The organism is Streptomyces sp. NPDC047869 (assembly GCF_040704065.1).
Classification (GTDB): Bacteria; Actinomycetota; Actinomycetes; order Streptomycetales; family Streptomycetaceae; genus Streptomyces.
This window is the reverse complement of record NZ_JBEYRK010000043.1, coordinates 1-25,195: the sequence shown is the minus strand read 5'-3', so window position 1 is coordinate 25,195 and position 25,195 is coordinate 1. Positions and strand designations below refer to the sequence as shown.

30 protein-coding genes are annotated in these 25,195 nt (G+C 73.6%); 16 read left to right on the top strand and 14 right to left on the bottom strand.

What is annotated here, in order from left to right:
• Positions 1-19: 19 nt before the first annotated feature.
• The 4 genes from AB0924_RS35375 to AB0924_RS35360 are packed head-to-tail and all read left to right on the top strand — an operon-like array spanning position 20 to position 3,132.
• Entirely contained in the window at positions 20-280 is a 261-nt protein-coding gene (locus tag AB0924_RS35375; RefSeq protein ID WP_358933191.1) for a hydrogenase subunit MbhD domain-containing protein, read from the top strand.
• Complete coding sequence (locus AB0924_RS35370) at positions 277-1,017, top strand: MnhB domain-containing protein (RefSeq protein ID WP_366913647.1); 741 nt, start codon at positions 277-279, stop codon at positions 1,015-1,017. The genes AB0924_RS35375 and AB0924_RS35370 overlap by 4 nt, the downstream gene beginning before the upstream one ends.
• Positions 1,018-1,027: 10 nt before the next feature.
• Positions 1,028-1,375 (top strand): sodium:proton antiporter, encoded by a 348-nt coding sequence (locus AB0924_RS35365; RefSeq protein ID WP_358933371.1) that lies wholly within the window; start codon positions 1,028-1,030, stop codon positions 1,373-1,375.
• Complete coding sequence (locus tag AB0924_RS35360; RefSeq protein WP_358933195.1) at positions 1,375-3,132, top strand: complex I subunit 5 family protein; 1,758 nt, start codon at positions 1,375-1,377, stop codon at positions 3,130-3,132. The genes AB0924_RS35365 and AB0924_RS35360 overlap by 1 nt, the downstream gene beginning before the upstream one ends.
• A gap of 2 nt (positions 3,133-3,134) precedes the next feature.
• Here AB0924_RS35360 and AB0924_RS35355 read toward each other — a convergent pair whose 3' ends face one another.
• Positions 3,135-3,797, bottom strand: coding sequence for a DUF4230 domain-containing protein (locus AB0924_RS35355; protein WP_366913645.1), 663 nt, complete (start codon positions 3,795-3,797; stop codon positions 3,135-3,137).
• A gap of 196 nt (positions 3,798-3,993) precedes the next feature.
• Between AB0924_RS35355 and AB0924_RS35350 the strand changes: the two genes are divergently transcribed.
• Complete coding sequence (locus AB0924_RS35350) at positions 3,994-4,947, top strand: ribose-phosphate pyrophosphokinase (RefSeq protein ID WP_358933199.1); 954 nt, start codon at positions 3,994-3,996, stop codon at positions 4,945-4,947.
• 3 nt (positions 4,948-4,950) lie between these two features.
• Here AB0924_RS35350 and AB0924_RS35345 read toward each other — a convergent pair whose 3' ends face one another.
• Positions 4,951-5,367 carry an anti-sigma factor antagonist gene (locus AB0924_RS35345; protein ID WP_358933201.1) on the bottom strand — a complete coding sequence of 139 codons (417 nt, stop codon included), beginning with the start codon at positions 5,365-5,367 and terminating at the stop codon, positions 4,951-4,953.
• A 166-nt stretch (positions 5,368-5,533) separates the two neighbouring features.
• The gene (locus tag AB0924_RS35340; RefSeq protein ID WP_358933203.1) at positions 5,534-6,484 is read right to left on the bottom strand and encodes an NADP-dependent oxidoreductase; all 951 of its coding nucleotides are present in this window, start codon (positions 6,482-6,484) and stop codon (positions 5,534-5,536) included.
• Between the two features lie 71 nt (positions 6,485-6,555).
• Here AB0924_RS35340 and AB0924_RS35335 point away from each other — a divergent pair, with 71 nt between their 5' ends.
• Positions 6,556-7,512, top strand: coding sequence for a helix-turn-helix domain-containing protein (locus AB0924_RS35335; RefSeq protein WP_358933205.1), 957 nt, complete (start codon positions 6,556-6,558; stop codon positions 7,510-7,512).
• A gap of 62 nt (positions 7,513-7,574) precedes the next feature.
• Positions 7,575-8,420 (top strand): hypothetical protein, encoded by an 846-nt coding sequence (locus AB0924_RS35330; protein ID WP_366913644.1) that lies wholly within the window; start codon positions 7,575-7,577, stop codon positions 8,418-8,420.
• A gap of 4 nt (positions 8,421-8,424) precedes the next feature.
• Here AB0924_RS35330 and AB0924_RS35325 read toward each other — a convergent pair whose 3' ends face one another.
• The 3 genes from AB0924_RS35325 to AB0924_RS35315 form a co-directional block, all read right to left on the bottom strand.
• Positions 8,425-8,988, bottom strand: a complete 564-nt coding sequence (locus AB0924_RS35325) for a TetR/AcrR family transcriptional regulator (RefSeq protein WP_366913643.1) — start codon at positions 8,986-8,988, stop codon at positions 8,425-8,427.
• The gene (locus AB0924_RS35320; RefSeq protein WP_358933373.1) at positions 8,985-9,347 is read right to left on the bottom strand and encodes a DUF1304 domain-containing protein; all 363 of its coding nucleotides are present in this window, start codon (positions 9,345-9,347) and stop codon (positions 8,985-8,987) included. Before AB0924_RS35320 ends, AB0924_RS35325 begins: the two co-directional genes overlap by 4 nt.
• Before the next feature lie 63 nt (positions 9,348-9,410).
• Positions 9,411-10,637, bottom strand: coding sequence for a helix-turn-helix domain-containing protein (locus AB0924_RS35315; protein WP_366913642.1), 1,227 nt, complete (start codon positions 10,635-10,637; stop codon positions 9,411-9,413).
• Positions 10,638-10,847: 210 nt separating this feature from the next.
• Between AB0924_RS35315 and AB0924_RS35310 the strand changes: the two genes are divergently transcribed.
• Complete coding sequence (locus tag AB0924_RS35310; RefSeq protein ID WP_358933213.1) at positions 10,848-11,312, top strand: pyridoxamine 5'-phosphate oxidase family protein; 465 nt, start codon at positions 10,848-10,850, stop codon at positions 11,310-11,312.
• Positions 11,313-11,373: 61 nt separating this feature from the next.
• Positions 11,374-11,766 carry a VOC family protein gene (locus AB0924_RS35305; RefSeq protein WP_358933215.1) on the top strand — a complete coding sequence of 131 codons (393 nt, stop codon included), beginning with the start codon at positions 11,374-11,376 and terminating at the stop codon, positions 11,764-11,766.
• 10 nt (positions 11,767-11,776) lie between these two features.
• Here the strand turns inward: AB0924_RS35305 and AB0924_RS35300 are convergent, their stop codons facing one another.
• Together AB0924_RS35300 and AB0924_RS35295 are read right to left on the bottom strand one after the other, a co-directional pair.
• A complete protein-coding gene (locus tag AB0924_RS35300) occupies positions 11,777-12,079 on the bottom strand; it encodes a DUF4235 domain-containing protein (RefSeq protein ID WP_358933217.1) in 303 nt (100 codons plus the stop codon).
• A gap of 28 nt (positions 12,080-12,107) precedes the next feature.
• Positions 12,108-13,124, bottom strand: a complete 1,017-nt coding sequence (locus AB0924_RS35295; RefSeq protein ID WP_358933220.1) for a glutathione S-transferase C-terminal domain-containing protein — start codon at positions 13,122-13,124, stop codon at positions 12,108-12,110.
• Positions 13,125-13,347: 223 nt separating this feature from the next.
• On the opposite strand from AB0924_RS35295, the gene AB0924_RS35290 reads away from it, so the two are divergent.
• Positions 13,348-14,268 carry a cation diffusion facilitator family transporter gene (locus tag AB0924_RS35290; RefSeq protein WP_358933375.1) on the top strand — a complete coding sequence of 307 codons (921 nt, stop codon included), beginning with the start codon at positions 13,348-13,350 and terminating at the stop codon, positions 14,266-14,268.
• A gap of 104 nt (positions 14,269-14,372) precedes the next feature.
• Here the strand turns inward: AB0924_RS35290 and AB0924_RS35285 are convergent, their stop codons facing one another.
• Together AB0924_RS35285 and AB0924_RS35280 are read right to left on the bottom strand one after the other, a co-directional pair.
• A complete protein-coding gene (locus AB0924_RS35285) occupies positions 14,373-14,822 on the bottom strand; it encodes a nitroreductase family deazaflavin-dependent oxidoreductase (RefSeq protein ID WP_358933222.1) in 450 nt (149 codons plus the stop codon).
• A gap of 119 nt (positions 14,823-14,941) precedes the next feature.
• The gene (locus AB0924_RS35280; RefSeq protein ID WP_366913641.1) at positions 14,942-15,562 is read right to left on the bottom strand and encodes a LysE family transporter; all 621 of its coding nucleotides are present in this window, start codon (positions 15,560-15,562) and stop codon (positions 14,942-14,944) included.
• Positions 15,563-15,855: 293 nt separating this feature from the next.
• On the opposite strand from AB0924_RS35280, the gene AB0924_RS35275 reads away from it, so the two are divergent.
• The 3 genes from AB0924_RS35275 (at position 15,856) to AB0924_RS35265 (ending at position 17,895) form a co-directional block, all read left to right on the top strand.
• Complete coding sequence (locus tag AB0924_RS35275) at positions 15,856-17,085, top strand: cytochrome P450 (protein WP_358933227.1); 1,230 nt, start codon at positions 15,856-15,858, stop codon at positions 17,083-17,085.
• A 12-nt stretch (positions 17,086-17,097) separates the two neighbouring features.
• A complete protein-coding gene (locus tag AB0924_RS35270) occupies positions 17,098-17,298 on the top strand; it encodes a ferredoxin (RefSeq protein ID WP_358933229.1) in 201 nt (66 codons plus the stop codon).
• 63 nt (positions 17,299-17,361) lie between these two features.
• Positions 17,362-17,895 (top strand): flavoprotein, encoded by a 534-nt coding sequence (locus AB0924_RS35265; RefSeq protein WP_358933231.1) that lies wholly within the window; start codon positions 17,362-17,364, stop codon positions 17,893-17,895.
• Between the two features lie 16 nt (positions 17,896-17,911).
• Here the strand turns inward: AB0924_RS35265 and AB0924_RS35260 are convergent, their stop codons facing one another.
• Both AB0924_RS35260 and AB0924_RS35255 read right to left on the bottom strand, forming a co-directional pair.
• Positions 17,912-18,787, bottom strand: a complete 876-nt coding sequence (locus tag AB0924_RS35260; RefSeq protein WP_358933233.1) for a hypothetical protein — start codon at positions 18,785-18,787, stop codon at positions 17,912-17,914.
• Between the two features lie 139 nt (positions 18,788-18,926).
• Entirely contained in the window at positions 18,927-19,685 is a 759-nt protein-coding gene (locus AB0924_RS35255; protein ID WP_366913676.1) for an endo alpha-1,4 polygalactosaminidase, read from the bottom strand.
• A 242-nt stretch (positions 19,686-19,927) separates the two neighbouring features.
• Between AB0924_RS35255 and AB0924_RS35250 the strand changes: the two genes are divergently transcribed.
• Positions 19,928-20,896, top strand: coding sequence for an aldo/keto reductase (locus AB0924_RS35250; protein WP_358933235.1), 969 nt, complete (start codon positions 19,928-19,930; stop codon positions 20,894-20,896).
• Between the two features lie 369 nt (positions 20,897-21,265).
• Positions 21,266-23,092 (top strand): ricin-type beta-trefoil lectin domain protein, encoded by a 1,827-nt coding sequence (locus AB0924_RS35245; RefSeq protein ID WP_366913640.1) that lies wholly within the window; start codon positions 21,266-21,268, stop codon positions 23,090-23,092.
• 12 nt (positions 23,093-23,104) lie between these two features.
• Here AB0924_RS35245 and AB0924_RS35240 read toward each other — a convergent pair whose 3' ends face one another.
• Both AB0924_RS35240 and AB0924_RS35235 read right to left on the bottom strand, forming a co-directional pair.
• Positions 23,105-23,599: a universal stress protein gene (locus AB0924_RS35240; protein WP_358933239.1), complete on the bottom strand. Its 495-nt coding sequence runs from the start codon at positions 23,597-23,599 to the stop codon at positions 23,105-23,107.
• Between the two features lie 31 nt (positions 23,600-23,630).
• Positions 23,631-24,926 carry an arsenic transporter gene (locus AB0924_RS35235; RefSeq protein WP_366913639.1) on the bottom strand — a complete coding sequence of 432 codons (1,296 nt, stop codon included), beginning with the start codon at positions 24,924-24,926 and terminating at the stop codon, positions 23,631-23,633.
• 72 nt (positions 24,927-24,998) lie between these two features.
• Here AB0924_RS35235 and AB0924_RS35230 point away from each other — a divergent pair.
• Positions 24,999-25,195 (top strand): hypothetical protein (locus AB0924_RS35230; protein WP_366913638.1); only part of this gene is annotated, 197 nt, incomplete at its 3' end.

The window sequence follows — 25,195 nt, the reverse complement described above, 5'->3', positions numbered from 1 at the left end:
GTCGTACGGGAGGTACGGCATGGCCGACGCGGTGATCGTCGTGGCGCTGCTCCTGGTGGCCGGTTCCGCCACCGCCGCGGTGGCGGTGCGCGACCCGGCGCGACAGGCCCTGGTGCTGTCCGTGCTCGGTGTCGCGCTGGCCGTGCTGTTCACCGTGCTCCAGGCCCCGGACGTCGGTCTGTCGCAACTGGCCGTGGGCTCCGCGATCACCCCGCTGCTGATCATGCTGTCGGTGCGCAAGGTCCGCCGGCGCGGCCGCTCCGGGGACGAGACCCGGTGAGCCGCCGGCTGAGGCTGTGGCTGCTCGCCGTGGGCGGCGCCGGGATGGCCGCCCTGCTGGTGGCCGCCGGTCTCGACCTGCCCTCCTTCGGCGGCCCGAGCCACCCCTACGGCGACCGGGCCGTCCGGGCCTCGCTCGCCCGGCACACCGCCAACACCATCGCCTCCGTCAACTTCGACCAGCGGGCCTACGACACGCTCGGCGAGATGAGCATCCTCTTCGCCGCCGTCCTGGGCTGCGTGGTGCTCCTGCGGCAGGCCCGCGACGAGCACCGCGCGGAGCCGGAGCCCGCCGAGGTTGCCCGGCCCGTCCGCCGCTACGCGCTGATCGTGCTGCCCGTCGCCCTGGTCACCGGCATCTACGTCGTCGCGCACGGCCAGCTCAGCCCCGGCGGCGGCTTCCAGGGCGGGGTCGTCGCCGCGACCGCGCTGCACCTGCTCTACCTGGGCGCCGACTACCACGCCCTGGAGCGGGTCCGCCCCCTCGGTCTCTTCGAGGCCTCCGACGCCCTCGCCGTCTGCGCCTACCTGGTACTGGGCCTCGCCGGCGTCCTCGCGGGCACCGCCTTCCTGGCCAACACACTGCTGCCGTACGGGACGTTCAACACGCTGGCGTCCGGCGGCATCGTCCCGCTGCTGAACGCGGCCGTCGGCGTGGAGGTGGCCAGTGCGGTGGTCGTGCTGCTCGCCGGGTTCCTGGACCAGGCCGTCGAGATCAAGGAGGGACAAGGGAGTTGAGAGCGCCCTGATGCACGTGCTGCCCTACCTGGTCGCCGCCTGGATCTTCCTGGCCGGCTGCTACGGCCTGGCCACCAGCCGCGATCTGATCCACGCGGTCGGCTGCCTGGCCGTGTGCCAGTCGGCCACGTACGTCCTGCTGCTGGCGGTGGGTTACCGCGACGGGGCCACCGCGCCCGTCTTCTCCGACCTGAAACCGGGCTCGCGGCCGGTCGTCGACCCGGTCGTGCAGGCACTCACCCTCACCGACATCGTCGTCGGCGCCACCGTCACCGCCATGCTGCTCGCCCTCGTCCTGCAGATCGCCAAGCGGCACGGCACGGTCGACCCCGACGAACTCAGAGAGCTGCGCGGCTGATGCACCATCTGCTCCCGCTGCTGGTCGCGGTGCCGCTGCTCGGCGCGGCGCTGCTCGTGGCCATGGGCCGCTTCCTGCCCCGGCCCGCCGCCGAGATCACCGGCTGCGTGGTCTCCGGCGGCACGGCCGCGCTCGCCCTGGTCCTGCTGCCGAACTCCTCGCCGCCGCTCGTCGAGTGGGCCGGCGGATGGCGTCCCACCGGCGCCGGCAGTGTCGGGATCGTGCTGGTGGGAGACGGCCCCGCGCTCGGCATGTCCGCGCTGGCCTCGCTGCTCACCCTGGCGGCCCTCGCCTACTCCTGGCGGTACTTCGACGAACCGCCGCGCGGCCACGCCGGCTCCTTCCCGGCGCTGATGCTCGTCTTCCAGGGCGCGATGTGCGGCTTCGCGATCGCGGGCGACCTGTTCAACGCCTTCGTCTTCTTCGAGCTGATGAGCGTGGTCGCGTACGCGCTGACCGGCTACCGGATCGACGAGGCGAAGGCGGTGCAGGGCGCGCTGACCTTCGGAGTGGTCAACTCCCTGGGGGCGTACGCGCTGCTGATGGGCATCGGACTGCTGTACGCCCGCACCGGCGAGCTGTCCATGACGAGGATCGGCCGCGGTCTCGACGCGCACGGCCCACCGGACGGCCTGGTCCTCGCCGCCTTCGTGCTGGTGCTCACCGGGCTGCTGGTGAAGGCGGCCGCCGTACCGTTCCACTTCTGGCTCCCGGACGCGCACGCGGTCGCGCCGACCCCGGTGTGCATGCTGCTGTCCGGCGTCATGGTCGAGCTCGGCTCTTACGGCGTCTGGCGGGTGTACGGCACCGTTTTCGCCGGACCCGGCGGCATCCCCGCCGCGGGGCTGACCCGCGCCCTGGTCACGCTGGGCACGCTCACCGCCGTGACCGGCGCCGTCATGTGCTGGTACCAGCGGCACATCAAACGCCTGCTGGCCTACTCGACGGTCGCGCACACCGGCCTCTTCCTGATCGGTCTCGGCGTGCTGACCCCCGAGGGCGACGACGGGATCGCGCTGTACATCCTCGGCCACGCCGGTGTGAAGGCCGCGCTGTTCGCCTGCGCCGGCGCCCTGCTCGACCGGTACGGCAGCGTCGACGAGCACGCCCTGCACGGCAGGGCCCGGGAGCTCGGCGCCTTCGGGGTGATGTTCGCCGTCGGCGGCCTCGCCCTCGCCGGTCTGCCACCGTTCGGCACGGCGCTCGGCAAGGCGATCGCCGAGGAGGCGGTGGGCGGCCCGCTCACCGTGGTGTTCGTGGGCGCGTCCGCGGTCACCGGCGCAGCCGTCCTGCGGCTCACCGCCCGGGTGTTTCTCGGCCTGGGGCCGTGCCCGCGGGACGCCGAGTACGAGACCAGCGGCTCGGACGAGCGGCCCGAGACCGGCGGCATCCTGCGGCGTGTCCCGGACAGCATGACCGCGGTGCCCGCCGTGCTGCTCGCCGCCGCGTTCGCCGCGGGAATCGCCCCGGGCTTCGGTGCACTGGTGGCCCGGTCCGTCAACGAGGCCGGCTCCGGCGGCGCCCACGCGTCCGCGCACTGGACGCTCGCCGGTGTCCTGCTGGGCCTGCTCTCGGCGCTGCTCGCGGTGGCCCTCGCCGCGTACGCCGTGGCCCGGCCGGGCCGGGTGGGCGCCCCCGACCGGGCCCTGCCCCTGCGCCGGCTGCAGTCGGGCCACGTCGGCGACTACGTGGCCTGGCTGCTGGTGGGCGCCACCGCGCTCGGGGCGCTGACCCTGCCGGGGGTGCTGGGCGGCTGAGGTCAGGCCCCGTAGGACACGTGCACCTCCTTGAAGCCGAGGGAGCGCAGCAAACCCTGCAGCATCTCGGTGGTGTTGGACTCGGCGCGCCCGGTCAGCCCGCTGTCCTTGGCGGCGTCGCCGATGTGCCGTACGGCGAGCTTCTGCACCGCCTGTTCGCCGTTGGGATTGTCCGAGAACAGATCGCCGAGCCGGTCGAGCAGACCGCGCTGCTTGGACACGGCGTAGGAGCGGTCCGGATCCAGGGCCGGCCTGCCGAGCCGCGCGTGCGGCAGCCGGAGCGTGGCCGTCGTCCGGTCGCCGTCGACCGACACGTCCTTGTCCCCGACCGCGCCGAGGTCCACATAGGCGTCCACGGTGCCCGCGCCGACGTACAGGGTGCGGGTGCCGCGGATCGCGTCGGGCAGGAACTTCGCGTCCTTCTCCAGGTCCACGACCACCTGGAAGTTGCCGGAGGCGGCGTCGTAACGGCTCATGTCCTGGATGGACTTCAGGAGCGCGGGGCCGCTCCGGTCGTGCGTCTCGGTGCCGAACAGGTCCTTGATGCCCGGGAGTACGGCCAGCCGGATGCCCGCGAACAGCACCACCAGCACCAGCACGAACGCGGTCACCACCTTGGCCCAGCCGGGCATGCGCCGGGGCAGGCGTCTGGCGTAAGTCGTCATGGCGACCCTCCTTCCTGCTGACACTGATGCCCGCCAAACGCGGGACCAGACCGCGCGGTTGGCCGGACGACGGCCCCGGGACCGGGCGCCGGACCGGGGCCGGGGCGGGCGAGCCCGGCGCACCGCCGCCCGGGGCGGGGGAGCGCCGCCAGTAGCATGACGGCGCAGCCCGTGCTGATCATGCGAGGAGCGGATCGTGCGAGACATCGCCGTCTTCAGTGGCAGTGCCCATGTCGAGCTGGCCGAGGAGGTCTGTGCCCACCTCGGCGTGCCGCTCAGCCCGACCCGGGTCAGCCGGTTCGCCAACGACTGTCTGGAGGTGCAGCTCCAGGCCAACTGCCGGGAGCGGGACGTCTTCCTGATCCAGCCGCTGGTCCGGCCGGTGCAGGAACACCTGGTGGAACTGCTGATGATGTGCGACGCCGCCCGGGGCGCCTCCGCGGCCCGGATCACCGTCGTCATGCCGCACTACTCCTACGCCCGCTCCGACAAGAAGGACGCGCCCCGCATCTCCCTGGGCGGGCGGCTGGTCGCCGACCTGCTGGTGGCCGCGGGCGCGAGCCGGGTGCTCGCCATGACCCTGCACGCCCCCCAGGTGCACGGCTTCTTCTCGGTGCCGGTGGATCACCTGCACGCCCTGCGCGAACTGGCCGCGCACTTCGGGCGTCACGACCTGACACACACCACCGTCGTCTCCCCGGACCTCGGCAACGCCAAGGAGGCCGCCGCCTTCGCCCGGCTGATCGGCGCCCAGGTGGCGGCCGGAGCCAAGCAGCGGTTCGCGGACGACCGGGTGAGCATCAGCTCCGTGATCGGCGAGGTGACCGACCGGGACGTCATCGTCCTGGACGACGAGATCGCCAAGGGCAGCACCGTGCTCGAACTCCTCGGGAAGCTGCGGGAGATGAGGCCACGCTCGATCCGGGTGGCGTGCACGCACGGGCTGTTCGCGGCCGGGGCCCTCAAGCGGCTGAGCGAGCAGCCGGACGTGCTGGAGATCGTCTGCACGAACACCGTGCCGGTCCCGGCGGACGAGCACACCGACAAGCTCCGCGTCCTGACGATCGCGCCGGCCCTCGCCGAGGCCGTGCGCCGCATCCACAACGGTGAGTCCGTCAGCGCCCTGTTCGAGGAGCCGCGCGGCGCCTGACGCTCACAGGGAGCCGGACGCGGCCTCGGACTGCTCCAGGGCGGCGTCCAGCGTCGGCTGCGGCGGCAGCAGCCGGGACAGGCCGGTGACCCGCAGCACCCGGAGGGTCAGCGGATGGGTGCACACCAGGTGCAGTCGTCCGCCCCGCTCCAGCACCCGGCCGCGCGCCCGGTACAGCAGGCGCAGCCCGGAGCAGTCGAAGAAGTCGACGGCGCGCAGGTCGATCACGATCCGGGCGCCGGGCAGACCGGTCGCCAGGTCCAGCACGGGCACGATCTCGGCCGCCGCCGCGATGTCGATCTCACCGTGGAACTCCAGCACGGTGTGCCCGCGTTCCTCACGCACGCGCAGATGCCGGGAGCGTGGCGTGGGCTCCTGTCGCACGACGGCACCACCTCCCACCCGTGCCCGGAAAAGCATGTCCCTCGACCGTCAAGTTACCCTCGACAGAAGGAATTTGAGCATGTTCGATTGACATATGTCTTCGGGTTTCACGCGTGTCGTTCTGTGGGGTGGGTGACAAAGCGGCCGCGGCACGGGAGCGCGGGCCCACGGCGGCCGGGCCCACGCTCACCTCCTGCCCAGGTCAGTCCACCAGCAGGACCAGCTTGCCCGTCGTCCGTCCGGTGTCACCCAGCTCGTGCGCCTTGGCGGCCTCCGCGAGCGGGAAGGTCCCCGCGATCGTGGCGCGCAGCCGGCCCGACGCCGCCAGCTCCGCCACCGTGTTCATCCCGGACCGGTCGGCGTCCACCAGCATCCGCACCGCCCGCACCCCGAGCCGCTCGGCCTCCTCGTGGAACTCCCGCGAGCCGACCGGCAGGATGGACACCACGACGCCGCCCGGCCGCAGTACCCGCAGCGACCGTACGGAGATGTCCCCGCCGAGGGTGTCCAGGACGACGTCGACGTCCCGCACCGCCTCGGTGAAGTCGGTGGAGCGGTAGTCGATCGCCTCGTCGACGCCGGTCTCCCGCAGGAAGTCGTGCTTCCCGGCGCTCGCGGTGCCGATCACGTACGCGCCGCGCTCCTTGGCGATCTGCACGGCCACGTGCCCCACCCCGCCGGCCGCGGCGTGGACCAGCACCCGCTGCCCGGGCCGCACGTCGGCGTGCTCGGTCAGGGCCTGCCAGGCGGTCAGCGACACCAGCGGGAGCGCGCCCGCCTGGACGTGGTCGACCGAGGCCGGCTTGTGCGTCAGGGCGCGGGCCGGGACGGTGACGTACTCGGCGTGCGAGCCGTGGCCGAAGGGGTAGGGCAGCATGCCGAAGACCTCGTCGCCGGGCCGGAAGGCGGCCACGCCGATCCCGGTCTCCGCGACCTCGCCGGAGACGTCCCAGCCGAGGACGAACGGCGGCTCGCCCAGGAACCCGCCGGTCGCCCGGTGCTTCCAGTCGGTCGGGTTGACCCCGGCGGCCCGCACCCGGACCAGCACCTCGTTCGGCCGCGGCACCGGCCGCTCCACCCGGACCTCCTTGAGGACCTCGGGACCGCCGAGGACCTCCTGGCCGATGGCGCGCATCGTGTTCACATCGCTCATGGTCACCCAGCCTGCCGGGCGGCACCCGGCGGGGAAATGGCACGATGGCCAACCTCCGATAGGATCATGCCATGCGTGGCACGGCGAGTCCGGAACGGGTGGCGGTCCTGGCCCTCGACGGCGTCTATCCCTTCGAACTGGGCATCCCCAGCCGGATCCTCGGCGCCGCCGACGGCCGCTACGAGGTGCTGACCTGCAGCGTCGACGGGCAACCGGTGCGCAGCAGCGCGGACTTCACGATCGGCGTGGAACACGGCCCCGAACTGCTGGAGACGGCGGACACGGTGGTGGTCACCTCCGTGCCGCCCGCCTGTCTCCCCACCGAGCTGCCCGAGGCCGTCGCCGCCGCCCTCGCCCGGATCCGCCCCGACGCGCGGATCGTCTCCATATGCACCGCTGCCTTCGTGCTGGCGGAGGCAGGACTCCTCGACGGCCGCAGGGCCACCACCCACTGGCACCTCGCCGACCTGTTCCGCCGCAGGTACCCGAGGGTCGAGCTGGACCCGGACGTGCTGTTCGTCGAGGACGGCCGGATCCTGACCTCGGCCGGGGCCGCCGCCGGCGTCGACATCTGCCTGCACCTCGTCCGCAGCGACCACGGCAGCGCCCTGGCCAACTTCGTCGCCCGCTGCTGTGTCGTCCCCCCGTTCCGGGAGGGCGGCCAGGCCCAGTACATCGAGCGGCCGGTCCCCGAGAACGGCTCCTCCGGCACGGCCGCCACCCGTGCCTGGGCCCTGGAGCGGCTGGCCGAGCCGCTCACCCTGGCCGAGCTGGCCCAGCACGCCAGGATGAGCCTGCGCACCTTCGCCCGCCGCTTCCGCGACGAGGTCGGGGTCAGCCCCGGTCGCTGGCTCATCCAGCAGCGCGTCGTCCGCGCCCGGCACCTCCTGGAGTCCAGCGACCTGCCGGTGGACCGGATCGCCGCCGAGGTCGGCTTCGCCACCGGCGCCTCGCTGCGCCAGCACCTGCACGCTGCCATCGGGGTCTCCCCGCAGGCCTACCGGCGGACCTTCCAGAAGGCCCGCTGAACGTTCCGCGCCCGCCCGCCGTCCAAGGAGCGGACAACGGCAGGCGGGAACAGGGGTGGGACATGCGCGCGGGACTGGTGGCGGTGGCGGTACTGGCGGCCGTGGCGGCGGTGGGATGCGACGACGGCACCGGAGTACGGGTGGTGGTCCGCGGCACGCCCCCGGCCACCCCGTACGACGGGCCGCTCCACGTGGCCACCCGGGACACGGACGAGTCCGGTCCGCGGGCGCTGCGGCAGGCTTCCGGGGCGGCCGGCCGGGCGCTGGAGTGCGACGGGGAGATCTACGACGGCGGCGGTCCCGACGGCTGGAGCAGGGCCGACGGCGGTGACACGCCCGAGGACGGGCTGAAGCTCTACTTCGACCTGTTCGAGCCCGAGCAGCCCCGCGAGGGCTACCGCGTGGAGCGCGCGGAGGCCGACCGGGTGCTGTACTCCTTCGATGTCCACGGGCGCACCAAAGTGGCCGTCGTGGTGGCCAAGGACCGTCCGGAACGCCCGGGTTGGGGTCCGGAGACCAACGCCTCCTGCGACCCCGCCGAACTCCCCGCCCGCTACACGGAGGCCGCGGGGGTGGAGGTGTGGACGGACCGTGACGGCGGGCGCGTACCGGTGCGCAAGCTGAGCGGCTGGACCGGACCCGAGCACTGCGACTGGCAGTCGGCCCGCTTCCTCGATCTGGACGGCCGCACCTACGCCCGTGACCCCGAGGGCGTACTCACCCGCGACGGCCTGCTCCGGGCGCCGTACCACGCGCGCGTACCGCTGCCCGCGACGGCCCGTGACACCGGGTACCACTACCGCGGACTGCGGCTGTGGCTGACGGACGACCGGGACGCCGCCTACGTCCGCACCGCCGCCGGAACGGAGGCCTGGCCCCAGGTGAAGAACGGCGTCGGCTGCAGGTGACGGCTCAGCGGCTGCGGTGCAGCGCGACCAGCAACTGCCAGACCTGACCGGCCACTTCCTCCGGCGTCCCGGTGAGCAGCCCGTGCAGCCAGTCCGCGAGCACACCCGCGAACGTCGCGGCCACCGCCGAGGCGACCAGCGGGGCGTCCGAGGCGCCCGCCCGTTCGCGCTCGGCCAGGCTGCGGGCCCGCAGATCCCGGTGCAGCACCCGGCCGAGCGGCCCGCCGCCGCCCGGCACCAGCAGGGAGCGGTACAGGGCCGCGTGCGGGGCGAGGCCCGCGAAGAACTCCCGCAGCGCCGGCGGGGCGTGGACCGGATCGGGCCGCCCCCGCCAGGCGTGCAGCGCGTCCACCGCCTGCCCCACGACGTCCGCGCAGGCGTCGACCGCCAGTGCCTCCAGCCCGTCGTAGTGCACGTAGAACGTCGCCCGGCCCACCCCGGCCCGGCGCACCAGCGCGGCCACGCCCACTTCCGCCAGCGGGCGTTCGGCGCACTCCTCGAGCAGGGCGGCGCGCAGCCGGGCGCGGGTGCGGGCCGCGCGCGGGTCCTCCATGGGTGCCCGGTTCACCGGGCGGCGAGGACGGCCGCGAGGGCGATCGCGCCGGGCAGTGCCTGGGCGAACAGGATGCGGCGGTTGGCCGTGACGGCGCCGAACAGGCCCGCCACCACCACGCACGACAGGAAGAACACCCGCGCCCCGAACCCCGCCGGACCGGCCGCGACGAGCCCCCACACCAGGCCCGCCGCCAGAAAGCCGTTGTACAGGCCCTGGTTGGCGGCCAGCGGAGCGGTGGCCCGGGCCAGGTCCGGCCCGAATCCGTGCAGCTTACGCCCGGGGCGCCGCTGCCACAGGAACATCTCCAGCACCAGGATGTACACGTGCAGCGCGGCCACCAGGCCGACCAGCACCTTCGCCACGACTTCCATCACCGAGGAACCCCCCTACTTCTTGGACAGGTGTCCAGAGTAACCGGACATCCGTCCAGGAAGTCACTCAGGGGCCATCGCGCCCCCGCGCAGTTCCCGCGCCCGCAGCGCGAGCTGCATCTCGAAGCGCGCCTCCGGGTCGTGCAGCAACTCGCCGAACAGCTCGTCGAGCTGACGCATCCGGTACCGGACCGTCTGCGGGTGCACCGCGAGACGCGCGGCCACCTCGGCGACGCCCCGGCCGGACCGCAGCAGGGCCAGCAGGGTCTCCGCCAGCCGCTCCCGCTGCGGCGGGCGCACCCGCTCGAGCGGGCGCAGCCGGCGCTCGGCCATGGCGTCCAGCAGCGCCTCGTCGCGCAGGAGCAGCAGCGCGGGCAGGTGGTCCTGGCAGCGCACCACGCCACCGGCCGGGTCCGTGCCCGCCAGCACCCCGCGCCGTACGAGGCCCAGGGCCTCCGTCGCCCAGCGCAGCGATCTCGCCCCTTCGTGCAGCGCCACCGGTGGCCCCATGGCGGCGGGCAGTCCCTGGAGCGCCCCGGCCACCGCACGCGCCCGGCCCGGGCCCTCCGGATCGGGCACCACCAGCAGCGCAGGCTGCACGTCGAACCGGGTGAGGAACTCCGGCGGCACGATCGGAGCCGCACCGGGCCCCGGGTCCACCGCCACCACCGCCACCGTCCGCGGCACCGTCCAGCGCGCGGCGTGCGCCAGATCGGCGATCGCCCCCGCCGGGGCCGGCGGATCGGCGGTCAGCAGGTCCACCAACCGGGCCCGGCGCTGCTGGAGTTCGCCGGCCGCGTGCAGCCGGGCCTCGGTGTAGGCCGCGGTCGCGGCGGCCGCCATCTCGTCCAGGTGCAGGAACAGCGCCTCGCCGAAGGCGCCCAGCACATCGCGGGGGAGCAGCCCCTCGTCCACCAGCGCGTTGACCCGGCGCCAGGTCACCCGGGCGCCGAGCCGCAGCGCCGACTGGAACGAGTCCAGGCTGCGGCCCTCCTCGGCCTCCCCGCGGCCGATGCGCTCGTACGTCTCCTTGACCGGCTGCCAGTCGGTGTCCGGCTGTGCCATCCGCTCCAGCAGTCCGCGCAGCGCGTGGTCCACGCCCCGGTGCACGCCCTGCATGTACGTGTCGTCCATCGGGCGCGCGTATTCGGCGATCTGGGTCCCGATGGCGCGGACGACCTCCTCGGTGATCTCGGCTGCGTACGGTCTGAGGCGGTCGGGAAGTCCAGGGGGCAACGCCTTGAACGGGCCGCCCGTGTCGACACCCACCGCCGCGGCTCTCTTCGGCACGGCGGTGACGATACCCGCGAGTAACCCGCACGGGCTCATCACCCGACGACAGTTGTGGGGGCCACTTCTGTGCGCCGGTGACAGACGTCCCCGCGGACGGCGGCCCGGACACGCCTTGATCGCCTCCGTGCGCGGACGGACGGCGGACGGTCACACTTGACGGCGTGCGCACGTCGTACGAGCGAGAACCGATGCCGAGGAGGCACGACCATGACCCCGCCGCCCGCCCGCACCGCCGAACAGCGCAAGAAGGACACCATCCACCGGCTGGAGCACGACGTGGACGCCTGGGTGGCCACCGCGGGCGCGGACGGCGGCGCCCCCTACCTCGTCCCGCTGTCCTTCGTCTGGGACGGCGCCACGCTGCTGATCGCCACCCCGGCCGAGAGCCCCACCGGGCGCAACCTGGCGGCCACCGGGCGGGCCAGGCTGGGCATCGGGCCGACCCGCGACGTCGTCATCGTCGAGGGCACCGTACGGGCCGTGGCCCCCGAGGACCTGCCGGAGGAGGACGCCGAGGTCTTCGCCGGCAAGACCGGCTTCGACCCGCGCCGGCTCACCACCCGCTACCTGTACTTCAATGTGCTCCCGCGGCGCGTCCAGGCCTGGCGCGAGGAGAACGAGCTGGAGGGACGGGAGCTGATGCGTGACGGAGCGTGGCTGGTCGCCGACTGAATCGGCGGGACGGGGATATCAGCAGGGAGACAGAGAAGGACGGAACTCCCCGGGAGGAAACATGCCCCTCGTGACCGCGGGCGTCGTGGTGCTGGACTGTGCCGAGCCGGAGAAACTCGCCGAGTTCTATCAGCAGTTGCTGGACGGCGAACAGATCGGCGCGTCCGCCAACCTGGTGGAGATCCGGGGCGGTGACGGTCTGCGGCTCGCCTTCCGGCGGGACGCCAACGCGACCCCGCCGAGCTGGCCGCGCCCGGAGAACTCCCTGCAGGCCCATCTGGAGTTCCTGGTGGCCGACCTGGACGAGGCGGAGCGCCGGGTGGTGGGGCTCGGCGGCCGTCCGGTCGAGGCGGGGGACCCGGCGGGGACGTACGAGGAACGCGGCTTCGCCGACCCCGCCGGGCACTCCTTCACCCTGCGCCTCGTGCCGTCGCCGGCACCCAAGCAGGGCTGAGGGGGACTCCTCAGTCCCGGCCGCCCTTCTCCTTGGCCGGCCACACACCCGTGGTCCGCTCGATGGCCTTGGCCCCGGTGCGGTCCACGGCGCTGCGCACCACCGCGAAGATGGCACCCTGGACCGCGGCCGCGAGCAGGATCTCGCCCCAGCCACGGTCCGGGTCCAGCGCGTCGGGCGCGTCCTCCTCGTGCCGGAACGCCATCCACGCCTTGCGGAAGGCCATGCCCGCAAGCGTTCCGCCCGCCCAGCTCAGCACGAACCCGACCGGCTGGTAGACGAGAGGGAGCTTCTTTTTCTTTGTCTTCGCCATGGAGGACTCCTTCCTCGTCAAACGGTCATCATGCGGGGCGTCCTCGCGCCGCCACTCGTTCGCCCGGGGCCGGCGGACCCGGCGGCGTCCCCTCCCCGAACGGCCGTCCCCCCAGCTCCTGGCGGTGATGCGGGGTCAGCCAGCCGTCCAGGTCCGGACCGAGCGGCACGATCCCGGTGGGGTTGATGCCGGTGTGCACCTGGTAGTAGTGCCGCTTGATGTGGTCGAAGTCGACCGTGTCGCCGAAGCCGGGCGTCTGGAACAGGTCCCGGGCGTACGCCCACAGCACCGGGTTCTCCGCCAGCTTCCAGCGGTTGCACTTGAAGTGGCCGTGGTAGACCGCGTCGAACCGGACCAGCGTGGTGAACAGCCGGATGTCCGCCTCGGTGATCGTGTCGCCGACCAGGTAGCGCTGCCCGGCGAGCCGTTCGGCGAGCAGTTCCAGCCGCCGGAAGACCGCGGCGCACGCCTCCTCGTACTCCTCCTGGTGGGTGGCGAACCCGGCGCGGTACACCCCGTTGTTGACGTCCGCGTAGACCTCCGCCATCACCGCGTCGATCTCGTCGCGCCGGCCGGCCGGGTAGAGGTCCGGCGCGCCCTCGCGGTGCAGCTCAGTCCACTCGGTGGCCAGGTCGAGGGTGAGCCGCTGGTAGTCGTTGGTGACGAGCCTGCCGCTGGGCACGTCCACGACCGCGGGCACGCTCACCCCGCCCGGATATCCCGTCTCCCGCTTGTCGTAGGCCTCGCTGAGGAAACGGATGCCGAGCACCGGGTCACGACCCCCGGGGTCCAGGGTGAACCGCCAGCTCCGGTCGTCCTGGACGGGGTCGGCGACCGCCATGGACAGGGCGTCCTCCAGACCCAGCAGCCGGCGCGAGACGACGGCCCGGCTCGCCCACGGACACGCGCGGGAGACCACCAGCCGGTACCGCCCGGCGGCGACCGGCCAGCCGTCCCGGCCGTCGGCGGTGATCCGGTCACCGAAATGACTTCTGGACCGGCTGAACGTCTTGTGGCCGTAGGCGCGGTTGCCGTCGCCGCCCATCTCTCCTCCTCGCCGTCGCGCGAACGCGTGTTCCCGTCACCACGCGTTCCCCTTTTTCGCCCTTCGGCACGGTGTGATCCTGTGCAGCGGGGGCAGTCGGCACCAGGTGAGTGGGACATCCTCTGATGAACAGACGGCCGCGCGGACGGCCGAGGACCGGAACGGCGAGAAGGGCGCCCGGCGCACGGGCGGATCGGGCGGCGACCATCACACCAAGGTCACCGTGCTGGTCGCGCTGGCCGCGAACCTGGTGATCGCCGTGGCCAAGGCCGTCGGCGGGGTGCTCGCGGGCTCGCCCGCGCTGCTGTCGGAGGCCGCGCACTCCGTCGCCGACAGCCTCAACGAGGTCTTCCTGCTGGCCGCGTTGCGGCGCAGCAGCCGTCCCGCCGACCGGCGGCACCCCTTCGGCTACGGCAAGGAGCGGTTCTTCTGGTCCCTCCTCGCGGCGGTCGGGATCTTCGTGATGGGCGGCTGCTTCTCCGTCTTCCAGGGTTTCGAGGCGCTGCGCAGCGGCACGGAGGAGAAGTTCAGCGGCTATGTGGCGGGCCTGATCGTGCTGGGCGTGGCGCTCCTCGCCGAGGGCGCCTCGCTGCTGCGGGCCCTGCACCAGGTGCGGCGGCAGGGCGGGGGCCGCGCCGCGCTGCGCGACCCGGCGCTGCGCACGGTCGTCGCCGAGGACGGCACCGCCGTCCTCGGTGTGACCCTCGCCCTCGTCGGCATGGTCCTGCACATGGTGACCGGCCAGGTCGTCTGGGAGGCCTCCGCCTCGATCGCCATCGGCGCGCTGCTGGTGTACGTGGCCTACCGGCTGGGCCGTGACGCCCGGGACCAGCTCATCGGCGAGGCGGCCGACCCGGAGCTGAGCGGCAGGATCCGCTCGCTGCTCGAGGCCCAGCCGGAGATCGACAGCGTGGAGTCGCTGCTCACGATGAAGATGGGCCTCGACTCCACCCTGGTCGCCGCCCGCATCGACCTGGTGCCGGGTCTGGACAGTGAGCGGGTGGAGGAGGTCTCCGGGCGGATCAAGCGGTCGATCGCCAGCACGGTTCCGGCCGCCGACCACATCTACCTCGACGTGACCGACCGGCCGGCGCAGGAGGCACGAAGGGACCCCGCCGCGACGGGGGAGCGCGGCGGGGCCTGACGCACGGGTGCCCGACCCCGGACGGGTTCATGCCCGCGGGAGCGGATTTTTCTCGACGGCGCCGCCGCCCGGCCGGAACCGGCTCCGGGCGGCGGGCGCCCCCGTCAGCCGGCGTCGATCGGCTCCAGGACGAACACCGGGATCTCCCGGGACGTCTTGCGCTGGTAGTCCGCGTACGACGGGAACGCGGCCACCGCCCGCTCCCACCACTCGGCCTTCTCCGCGCCGGTGACCTCCCTGGCCCGCATGTCCCGCTTGCCGGCCCCGTCCTGCAGCTCGACGTGCGGGTCGGACTTCACGTTGAAGTACCAGACCGGGTGCTGGGGCGCACCGCCCAGCGAGGCGACCGCCGCGTACCGGCCGTCGTGCTCGACCCGCATCAGCGGCGTCTTGCGGACCTTGCCGCTCCGGGCGCCCCGGGTGGTCAGCACGATGACCGGGAGCCCGGTGTCCCGCAGCGTCGTGCCCTCGGTGCCCCCGGAACTCTCGTACAGCTCGACCTGTTCGCGCACCCACTGCGTCGGGCTGGGTTCGTACTCGCCCTCAAGTGGCATGGGATCCGTCTCCTTCGTCGGTCCGGCGGATGGTGCTCCGGACGGCCACAACACACGCGGCCGCCCGGATCATCCGTACCGCGTGCCCCGTCACCCGCGCGGGTGAACCCCGGCCCCGCCTAGGTGGTCATCCGCACCGCCAGCACCAGGATCACGGCGCTGGAGAACAGCGCCGTCGCCAGCCGTCCCCGGTGACCGGTCAGGGAGCGGCCCAGCAGCGCACCCCCGCCGGCCAGCAGCAACTGCCAGCTCGCGGACGCGGCGAAGGCCGCCGCCACGAACGCCGCCCGCTCCAGCGGCCCTCCGCCCCGCGCGGTGCCGCCGAGCACCAGCGCCGCGAAGTAGACGACCGTCATGGGATTGAGCAGGGTGATCCCGAGAAGGCCGAGATACGCCCGTGCCGCGCCGGGAACCGGCCGCTCGGGACGGGTGGTGAGCCGCTGCTCGCGGTACTGCCGCAGGGCGAGCAGCGCGGCCCGCACCGCGAGCACCGTGAGGACCAGGGCCGAGGCCCAGCGCAGCGGGTTCAGCACCGGCCGCAGCTGTGCCGCGAGGGCGGCGCCGCCGAGAGTGGCGAGCAGTGCGTACAGGCCGTCGGCCGTGGCGACGCCGAGCGCCGCCGAGGCGCCGGTGCGCAGCGAGGTACGGGCGGTGAGGGAGACCAGATAGGTCCCGACCGCGCCCACGGGTACGGCGATGCCGTACCCAGCGAGCAGGCCCGCGAGCAGCGCGCCCGTCACGGGCGCGCGGGGCCGGGCCTTCCGGGACGGCCGGGCTGCTGTCGGCCCGGCACCGCGAGGACGGTGGCAGCGGGCGTCGGCAGGAGGGAGTCTGTAAGAAGCATGGGCCGATCCTGGGGTCGCCGCGCCCGCACCGGCAAATGAATTTCGGCGCGTTCCCTACCCTGGTCAGCACGCTCTTCGGACACATCACGGCGTACGCCGATCTGGCCGAACTTGCCGTCGCCCCATAGGTGCCTCGGGCATCTAATGAAGATCGGCACGACGCACCTCTTCGTCTGCGAGGTCTTTCCATGACGGAACTGACGGACATCACCGGCCCGGGGACCCCGGCCGACCCCGTCGCCTTCCCCCAGGACCGCACCTGCCCCTACCACCCGCCCACCGGATACGACCCGCTGCGCGACGGGCGGAGCCTGTCCCGCGTCACCCTCTTCGACGGCCGCGAGGTCTGGATGGTCACCGGCCACGCCACCGCCCGCGCGCTGCTCGCCGACCCCCGCCTGTCCACCGACCGCACCCGCCCCGGCTTCCCCGTGCCCACCGCCCGCTTCGCGGCCGTCCGCGACCGCCGGGTGGCGCTGCTCGGCGTCGACGACCCCGTCCACCAGACCCAGCGGCGGATGATGATCCCGTCGTTCACCCTCAAGCGCGCGGCCGGGCTGCGCCCCACCATCCAGCGGACCGTCGACGGACTGCTGGACGCGATGATCGAGAAGGGCCCGCCGGCCGAACTGGTCTCCGCCTTCGCCCTGCCCGTGCCCTCCATGGTCATCTGTGGGCTGCTCGGCGTGCCGTACGTCGACCACGAGTTCTTCGAGGAACAGTCCCGCACGCTGCTGCGCGGCCCCACGGCCGCCGACTCGCAGGGGGCGCGCGAGCGGCTGGAGGAGTACCTCGGCGGGCTGATCGACGACAAGGAGCGGCAGGCCGGACCCGGCGACGGCGTCCTGGACGATCTCGTCCACCAGCGGCTGCGCACCGGTGAACTGGACCGCCGGGACGTGGTGGCGCTGGCCGTCATCCTGCTGGTGGCCGGCCACGAGACGACCGCCAACATGATCTCCCTCGGCACCTACACGCTGCTGCGGCACCCCGGCCGGCTGGCCGAGTTGCGCGCCGACCCGGCGCTGCTGCCCGCCGCCGTCGAGGAGCTGATGCGGATGCTCTCGATCGCGGACGGGCTGCTCCGCCTGGCCCTGGAGGACATCGAGGTCGCCGGTACCACGATCCGGGCCGGCGAGGGTGTCCTCTTCGCCACCTCGGTGATCAACCGCGACGAGTCCGTGTTCGCCGACCCCGACACCCTGGACTTCCGCCGCTCCACCCGCCACCACGTGGCCTTCGGCTTCGGCATCCACCAGTGCCTGGGCCAGAACCTGGCCCGCGCCGAACTGGAGATCGCCCTCGGCACCCTCCTGGAGCGGCTCCCCGGGCTCCGGCTGGCCGCGCCCGCCGAGGAGATCCCGTTCAAACCGGGCGACACGATCCAGGGGATGCTGGAACTCCCCGTGGCCTGGTAAGAGGCTCTGGTCATGCACATCGACATCGACAAGGACCGCTGTATCGGCGCCGGGCAGTGCGCGCTGGCCGCGCCGGGCGTGTTCACCCAGGACGACGACGGCTACAGCACCCTGCTCCCCGGCCGTGAGGACGGCGGGGGCGACCCCATGGTCCGGGAGGCGGCCCGTGCCTGCCCGGTGAGCGCCATCAGGGTGACCGGACCGGCGGGCTGAGGGAGTCCGGGCGGACCCGGGCCGCGGCCGGGACCGCCCTTCCCGGTTCAGTAGGGTCGTGCGATGACCTCACAGGCCGGCAAGCCCTTCCTCTACGTCGTCGTCTGCGCGGCCGGGATCGCCGCCGCAGTCCCCCGGCTCATCGGTGCCGCCCGGGAACGGGGCTGGGAGGTCGGGGTCATAGCCACCCCGGTCGCGATGGGCGGGTTCTTCGACACGGCGGCTGTCGAGGAGCTGACGGGCCGCCCGATCCGCTCGGCCTGGCGCTCGCCGGCCGATCCGCGCCCGTTCCCGCCACCGGACGCCGTGGTGGTGGCGCCCGCCACCTTCAACACCGTCAACAAGTGGGCGGCCGGCCTCGCCGACACGCTCGCCGTCGGCACGCTCTGCGAGGCGGCGGGTCTCGGCGTGCCGATCGCCGTCCTGCCCTGTGTGGCGGACGCGCTGGCCGCCCACCCCGCGTACCGGGAGAGCCTGGTCCGGCTGCGCGGGATGGGCGTCCGCTTCGGTGAGCCGTACGCCGGCCCGCCCGGGGAGGACGGCGGACGGCCCGCCTTCGCCTGGGAGAGCGCCCTGGACCTGCTGGAGCGGCCCTGAACCCGCTCCTTCGTGGCTAACCGCAGGTCAGCGTCGGCCCGGCCAGCATGCCGCCGGTGTAGAGGTCCTGGCCCCGCGGCACCCAGTAGCCCAGCTTCGAGACCACCGTGGAGCAGTCCGGCCCGACGGTGACGCGGACCTTCACCTTCTCCGGGCGGCCGGGCTGCAGCGCGGTCAGCGCGCAGTCCAGGGAGTGCGCGAGCCGGGTCTTCGAGGGGTACCGGCCGACCAGCGGGTTGACGCAGCGGGCGTCGTCCGTGGCGATCCGCACACCGGTGGCCGCCTCGCCGATGAGCCCGAGCCGGGCGCTGCCGTCGCCCTCGTCGCTGTCCCGCCGGACCGTGTAGGTCAGCGTGGTGGTCGCGTCGCGCCGCAGGGTGGTCCGGTCGACGGTGACGGCGTGCGTGGGCTTCGCCTTGGGCGCGGTCACGGTGAGCGTGGCCTCGACGCTGCCCCGCAGGTCGACACCGGCGGGCGCCGACCGCACGCGCACGTCGGCGGTGATGTCGTACGTACCGGGGCCCGGGTACTCCTGTGCGCCCGGCAGCGTTCCGTTGGCCAGCGTCCGGCCGGCGCGGTGCGCCGTCCAGGTGCCCTCGGTCCGGCAGGTGTAGCGCACCCGGACGCCGGCGCGCCGGCAGCTCGCCGGGGCGGAGACCGTGAACTGCGGGGAGCCGCTGCCCGCGCAGACGCTGACGACGGCCAGCTGCCCGTGCGCGCCGCGCAGGGTACCGGCGGGCGCGCACAGGGTGGACGGCTCCTCGCCCGCACGGGACGGTGACGGCGGCGCGGACGGCACGGCGGCGGGCTGCGCCAGGGCGGGGGTGACGAGGGCGAGGGGCAGCAGCGCCGCCCCCGCCAGGCATTTCAGGATGGTGGGACGTGTCGGCACCTGGTGTCCTCCGGGCGGCCGGGACCGGCCGACTGCCGGTCGTCTGGGGCCGAGGATGAGCTGACAGTACGACTGTCGGACCACGCCACGCCGGATCGGTCACCGGCAGGCGGCACGGCACGAGGGCCGGTCGGCCCCTTCAGCGCACCTTGCGGACGTACTCCGGCGCGTCGGGTGTGGAGACGTCCACGTCGCGGCGGACGATGCTCAGCCGGCCGCCCCAGCGCGCGAGGGCCTTGCGCAGGCCCCGGTCGGTGTACTCGATGTCCACCACGAGGTCGTCGAACGCCTTGGCGTACACCTCGCACTCGTCGTACTGCCCGCACTCCTCGGTGACCGCGAAGTCCAGCCCGGCCGCCCCGCGCCGGCCGGTCAGTTCGGCGGTGTTCTTCTGCCCGACGGCGAGCTCCCGGGCGTGCGCGTGGCCCGTGAGCAGGCGCATGAACGCGGTCGCGTCGGTGGCGGTGAGCAGATGCTTCGATCGGGTGTAGCTGTCGTAGTTGTCGGGCTCCACCGCGTCGAAGCCCTTCTTCGCGCAGCCGTCGGTCCACCGGTTCACCCGCGCCGCCACCCGGCTCCGCTTGGCGGGGGTGCGGATGTCCAGCAGTGGTTCGTCCCAGTCCTCGTCGATGACGAGCCTGCCCTGGCCGTCGCGCAGCAGCAGGTCCGCGGGCCAGTCGGCACGTTCCTGGGGCTGGGCCTGGAAGGCGTTGACATAGCAGATGTTGTACAGGCCGGGCGCGGGGGAGTCGGACCGGTCGCGGCTGACGATGCGGACCCCGCCGGCCGGGGGATAGGCGCCGCCGATCTGGTAGTCGAAGCCGGCGTGCCGCGGCGGCAGGCGGTACGTCAGGGGCTTCGCGGTCCTCGCCGGGCCGCCGGAGCCGCAGCCGGCCAGCGCGGTCGCGGCGAGGACCAGGGCGAGCAGGGCGGCGCCGGCCGTGGTCCCCCGGCCTTCCGCCCGGAAGGCACCCTTCGTCGGCACGTCCACTCCATCGCATCGCCGTCACGGCCCCGCTCCGGACCGGCGTGGCACGTCCGGAAATCCAACCCTCCGCCCGAGGCCGTGGTCAAGTCGGCGCCGGGGGCCCGACGTACGCTCCTGAGTGACCATCGCCCCTGAAGGCAGGAGCAGCAACGATGCAGTACGTGAAGCTCGGTTCGACGGGCCTGGACGTGTCGCGGATCTGTCTGGGCTGCATGACCTACGGCCTGCCCGACCGTGGTACGCACGAGTGGACGCTCGACGAGGCGGCGTCCCGTCCGCTGATCCGGCAGGCGCTGGAGGCGGGCATCAACTTCTTCGACACCGCCAACGTCTACTCCGACGGCACCAGCGAGGAGATCGTCGGGAAGGCGCTGCGTGACTTCGCCGACCGCGACGAGATCGTGCTGGCCACCAAGGTGCACGGCCGGACACGGCCGGGCCCCAACGGCCAGGGCCTGTCCCGCAAGGCCGTCCTGACCGAGATCGACCACAGCCTGCGCCGTCTCGGCACCGACTACGTGGACCTCTACCAGATCCACCGCTACGACCACACCACTCCCGTCGAGGAGACGATGGAGGCGCTGCACGACGTGGTCAAGGCGGGCAAGGCCCGCTACATCGGGGCGAGTTCCATGTACGCCTGGGAGTTCGCCAAGGCCCAGCACACGGCCGACCTGGGTGGCTGGACCCGGTTCGTGTCCATGCAGAACCACTACAACCTGCTCTACCGCGAGGAGGAGCGGGAGATGCTCCCGCTCTGCGCCGACCAGGGCGTGAGCACGCTGCCGTGGAGCCCGCTCGCCCGCGGCCGGCTCACCCGCGACTGGGGCACGGTCACCGAACGCAGCGCGGGCGACGCCTTCGGCAGCCGCCTGTACCTGGACGGCGACCGCGCGATCGTCGAGGCGGTGACCCGGATCGCCGAGGCGCGGGGTGTGCCGCGCGCACAGGTGGCACTGGCCTGGCTGCTGCACCGGGACACGGTGGCCGCGCCGATCGTCGGCGCCGCCCGGCCGGGGCACATCGAGGACGCGGTGGCGTCCGTCGAACTCGAACTCAGCGAGAAGGAGATGGAGGAACTCCAGCAGCCCTACACGCCGCGCGCGATCAGCGGCCACTGACGGCCGGTGCCGGTCCGCGCGAGGCCCGCCCCTGACGCGCGGACCGGTGCCGAGTCGCCGCCGGGCGCCTGGTGAGCGGGTGTGAACGGCGGTAATGCGACGCAAAGGCTTTCTTGACAAATTGTCAAAACGGCAACCGCCGGAATTACGTTGTTCGGAACTGGGAGATCTCTTGTTCGCTAGTGCCTGACTGTGTAAAAGTGTGCGTTGTCGGCGCGCAGACAATTACATTTTCCGCTGCATGCGCCAGGCCGCTCCGTACGCCCCCACGCTTCAAAAGAGCTGCCCCGGCGGCGTTCGAGATGCCGAATGCTGTCCATACCTCTTGGTATGGACTAATTCCCGTGTCGCGTCTGGAGGAATGCAGCGGTGAATGACGCAGGCAGGTCGGATTTCGCGCCGACCGGCCGCCGGTTCGAAGTCCCGGACGAGCGGCTGAGCGCCGAACTGAGGAAGTGGACGGGAACGTCACCCGCGCTGCACCCGGTCGGCGAACTCCTGGACCGGCACTGGGAAGCGGCCTTCGCCTACGCCCGGCTGTGCACCGACGGCCCCCGGGCCGCCGGCATGCTCACCACCGCCGCCTTCACCCGGCTGTTCGGCGAGTCCATCAGGCAGTCGGGCCCGTCTGCCGCCTGGCGGCCCCATCTGCTGGTCACCGTCCGCCGGATAGCCGCCGAGTGGGACGGCGACGGCCGGCAGGAACTGCTGCACCCCGCCGTGCGTACGAACCCCGCCACCGGCGAGCGTGCCTCGGCCCGGCTGCTCCCGCCGTCCGGCCGGCGGCTGCTGTCCCGCGCCTTCCAGCGGCTGCCCCAGTCCGCCCGCGCCGTGCTGTGGCACATCGAGGTCGAGGCCGAACCCCTCGCCGTCCCGGCCGCGTTGCTGGGCCAGGACGAGGAGGAGACCGGCGTCGAACTCGGCCGCGCCCGCGACCGGCTGCGCGAGGAATGCCTCCAGGCGCACCGCGAACTCGCCCCCGAGACCGAGTGCCGGCGGTACCTGCGCATGCTGGACGTCACCTTCCGGCGCGGCGGTGCCGACATCGACCCCGATCTGCAAGGGCACCTGGCCGGCTGCCGGCACTGCCGGCAGACCGCCGACCAACTCGCCCAGTTCAACACGGGACTCGGCCTCGCCCTCGCCGAGGCCGTGCTCGGCTGGGGCGCCCGCGCCTACCTGGAGGCACGCGCCACCCTCCCCGACGCGGCCACCGCCCCCCGGCCCGAACCGGCCCCCGCGCCGCCCGGCGGCGAGGCCTTCGCCGCCGCGGCATCCCGCGGGGGCGCGCCCTCCACTCCGGCCGGCGCGCCCCCGCCCGGCCCCTCCCGCCGGTCCGCGCACCGGGCCGCCCGCCGCGCGCGCCGCCGCCACCTCGCCCTCGCCGTCGCCGCGGTGAGCGGCCTGGTCGTGCTGCCGCTCGTGCTGTGGTCGGTGCTCGGTCCGGACGACGGCCCGCCCCCCGCCCCCGGCGCAACCCCTTCCCGGACACCGGGCAAGGGCAGCCCCGACGCGGGCCCGTCCTGGGCCGGCTCCAGCGGGACCACCCAGGGGGCACTGCGCGGCCGGCTGCACAACCTCGCCTCCGGCCTGTGCGTGGACGTCGTCGGGGACAAGGCCGTCAAGGGCGCCGAGACCGAACTCACCGCCTGCTCCTCGGCCCCCGTCCAGCAGTGGAGCTACGAGACCGACGGGCTGCTGCGCAACGCCTCCGCACCGGATCTGTGCCTGGACTCCCGCCTCGGCTACTCGGTCCGGCTCGCCCCCTGCTCGGCCACCGCCGAGGCCGCCAAGGACATCCGCTACGACTTCACCCTCCAGGGCGCCCTCGTCCCCCGCTCCGACCAGGACCTGGCGCTCGCCCCGGCCGCCACCGACGGCTCCGGCGCCCTCGTGCTCAAGACCCGCACCGCGACCTCCGTCCAGCGCTGGAGCGTCGACACCGCGAGCCCCGACCTGGAGATGCAGGTCGTCAACTGGGACATCGACAGCACTCCCGCACCGTCCCCGTCGGACAGGGTCACGCCCAGGGCCGCGGAGTCCCCGTCCCCGTCGCCGACCCCGTCGGCGGCCCGGAGCACCGCCCCGCCGCCGGATTCACCCGGTCCCAGCCCCGACTTCTGCTCGGTCCACCCGTCCTACTGCTCCTGGGGCGGTGGCGGATACGGCGGAGGCGGCGGACACCACCACCACTGACCCGCCGCCGGCTCAGTGGTGGTGATGAGGCGGCGGGGGCGGGATCGTCGCCAGCCCGGGAGCCGGTTCGGGCCAGACCAGCAGCACCGGGCAGGGCGCGTGGTCGACGGCGAACCGGACGGCCGGACCCAGACTGCGCGGCCCGAGCCGCGAGCGGTCGCCGTCCCGCGCCAGCACCAGCAGATCCGCGCCCTCGGCGGCGGCCACCACCTCCCGCTCGACCCGCCCGGACCGCTCCGCGCGGGCGCACGGCCGCCCCAGCCGTTTCGCCGCCGCGTCCAGGATCCCGGTGGCCGAAGTGCCCTCCAGCGCCTCCAGCAGCCCGCCCGGGTCCCGTTCGGGATGACCGCGGCCCAGGAGCCCCGCGAACGCGCCGTGCGCCACGCCGGGCACGTCCGGGCCGGACACATGCAGCAGCACCACCTCGGCGTCCGGCGGGGCGTGGGTGCGGACGGCGTCCACACAGGCGGGCCAGGTGCCCTCGACGAGCCAGGCGATCACGCGCATCCGGCCGGCCTCCCTCGGCTCACGACAACCCTCAGAGAATCTGCAGCGACCCCCACAGTGCCACCACCGACACCGCCAGCGAACAGGGCACGGCGATCAGGCCCAGCCGGGTGAACTCCCCGAGGTCCACCCCGTGCTCGTGCTGGTGCACGATCCGCCGCCACAGCAGGGTGGCGAGCGACCCGGCGTACGTCAGGTTGGGGCCGATGTTCACCCCGAGCAGCACCGCGAGCACCGCGCCGGAACCGGCCGGAGCGGCGAGCGGCAGCAGCACCAGCACGGCCGGGAGGTTGTTGATGAGGTTGGCCAGCACGGCGGCCAGCGCCGCGGTCCCGGCCAGCGCGGCCAGTCCGGTGCCGCCGGGCAGGACGTGCCCGAGCACGTCCGCGAGCCCGTTGTCGACGACCGCACGCACCAGGATGCCCAGCGCCAGCACGAACGCCAGGAACGCCGGGGCCGCCGCCCGCACGACGGCCAGGGGGGTCGCCCCGCGCCGCAGCAGCGCCCGCCCGGCCAGCACCAGGGCGCCCGCCGCGGCCACCCACGCCGGGTCCACGCCGAACGCCGAAGCCACCATGAACCCCGCCAGCGTGCATCCCACGGTCACCAGCGCGAACAACGGCAGCGGCGGCGCCTCGCCGGCCTCCCCGGGCACCGGGGCCGCGGCCGTCAGGTCCCGGGCGAAGAACAGCCGGAACACCAGGTACTCGGCGCCGATCGCCACCAGCCAGGGCAGCGCCATCAGGGCCGCGAACCGGGTGAAGCTCAGCCCGCTCGCCGCGAAGGCCAGCAGGTTCGTCAGGTTGGACACCGGCAGCAGCAGCGACGCCGTGTTGGACAGGTGGGTGCACGCGTACACATGCGGTTTCGGCCGTACGCCGGTGCGCGCGGCGGTGGCGAAGACGACCGGGGTCAGCAGCACGATGGTGGCGTCCAGGCTGAGCACGGCCGTGATCGCCGACGCCAGCGCGAACACCGCCGCCAGCAGCCGCACCGGCCGGCCCGCCGCCCAGCGCGCCATCCACGCGCCGCACGCCTGGAACAGCCCCTCCACGGCGCAGAAGTGGGCGAGCACCAGCACCGCCGCCAGGAACCCCACCACCGGCCCGAGCCGCTCCGCCTCCGCCCGGGCGTGCTCCAGCGGGATAGCGCCGGTGGCGATCACGATCCCGGCGGCGGGGACGGCCAGCGCCGCCTCCGGCCATCCGAAGGGACGTACGACGGCCCAGGCGAGCACGGCGACGAGCAGCACGGCCGACAGGGCCTCGGCGAGCGGGGTGTTCAGGGCGGGTCCTTCCGGATCGGTCCGAAGGTGGTGCCCGCTCATGAAAGCAAACGTCGGCGCGCGCACCACGTTGACCGGGTGCCCGCCGCGCCCGGGAACCGATCCCGGGCCGCCGTGGCGGACCCCGCCGTCCGGCCCGGACCGGCCACCGGTGGCATCACCGTGCCGGAAAAGAACCTGCACGACGCCCGCCTGAAGCTGGCCGGATCGGGCCTGACCGACAGCGGCAAGCTCGGCTTCGAGCTGATGGAACGCGGCCCGGATCGGGCCGTGCCGCCACCCCCACGACGATCTTCCTGGCGGCCGGTGAC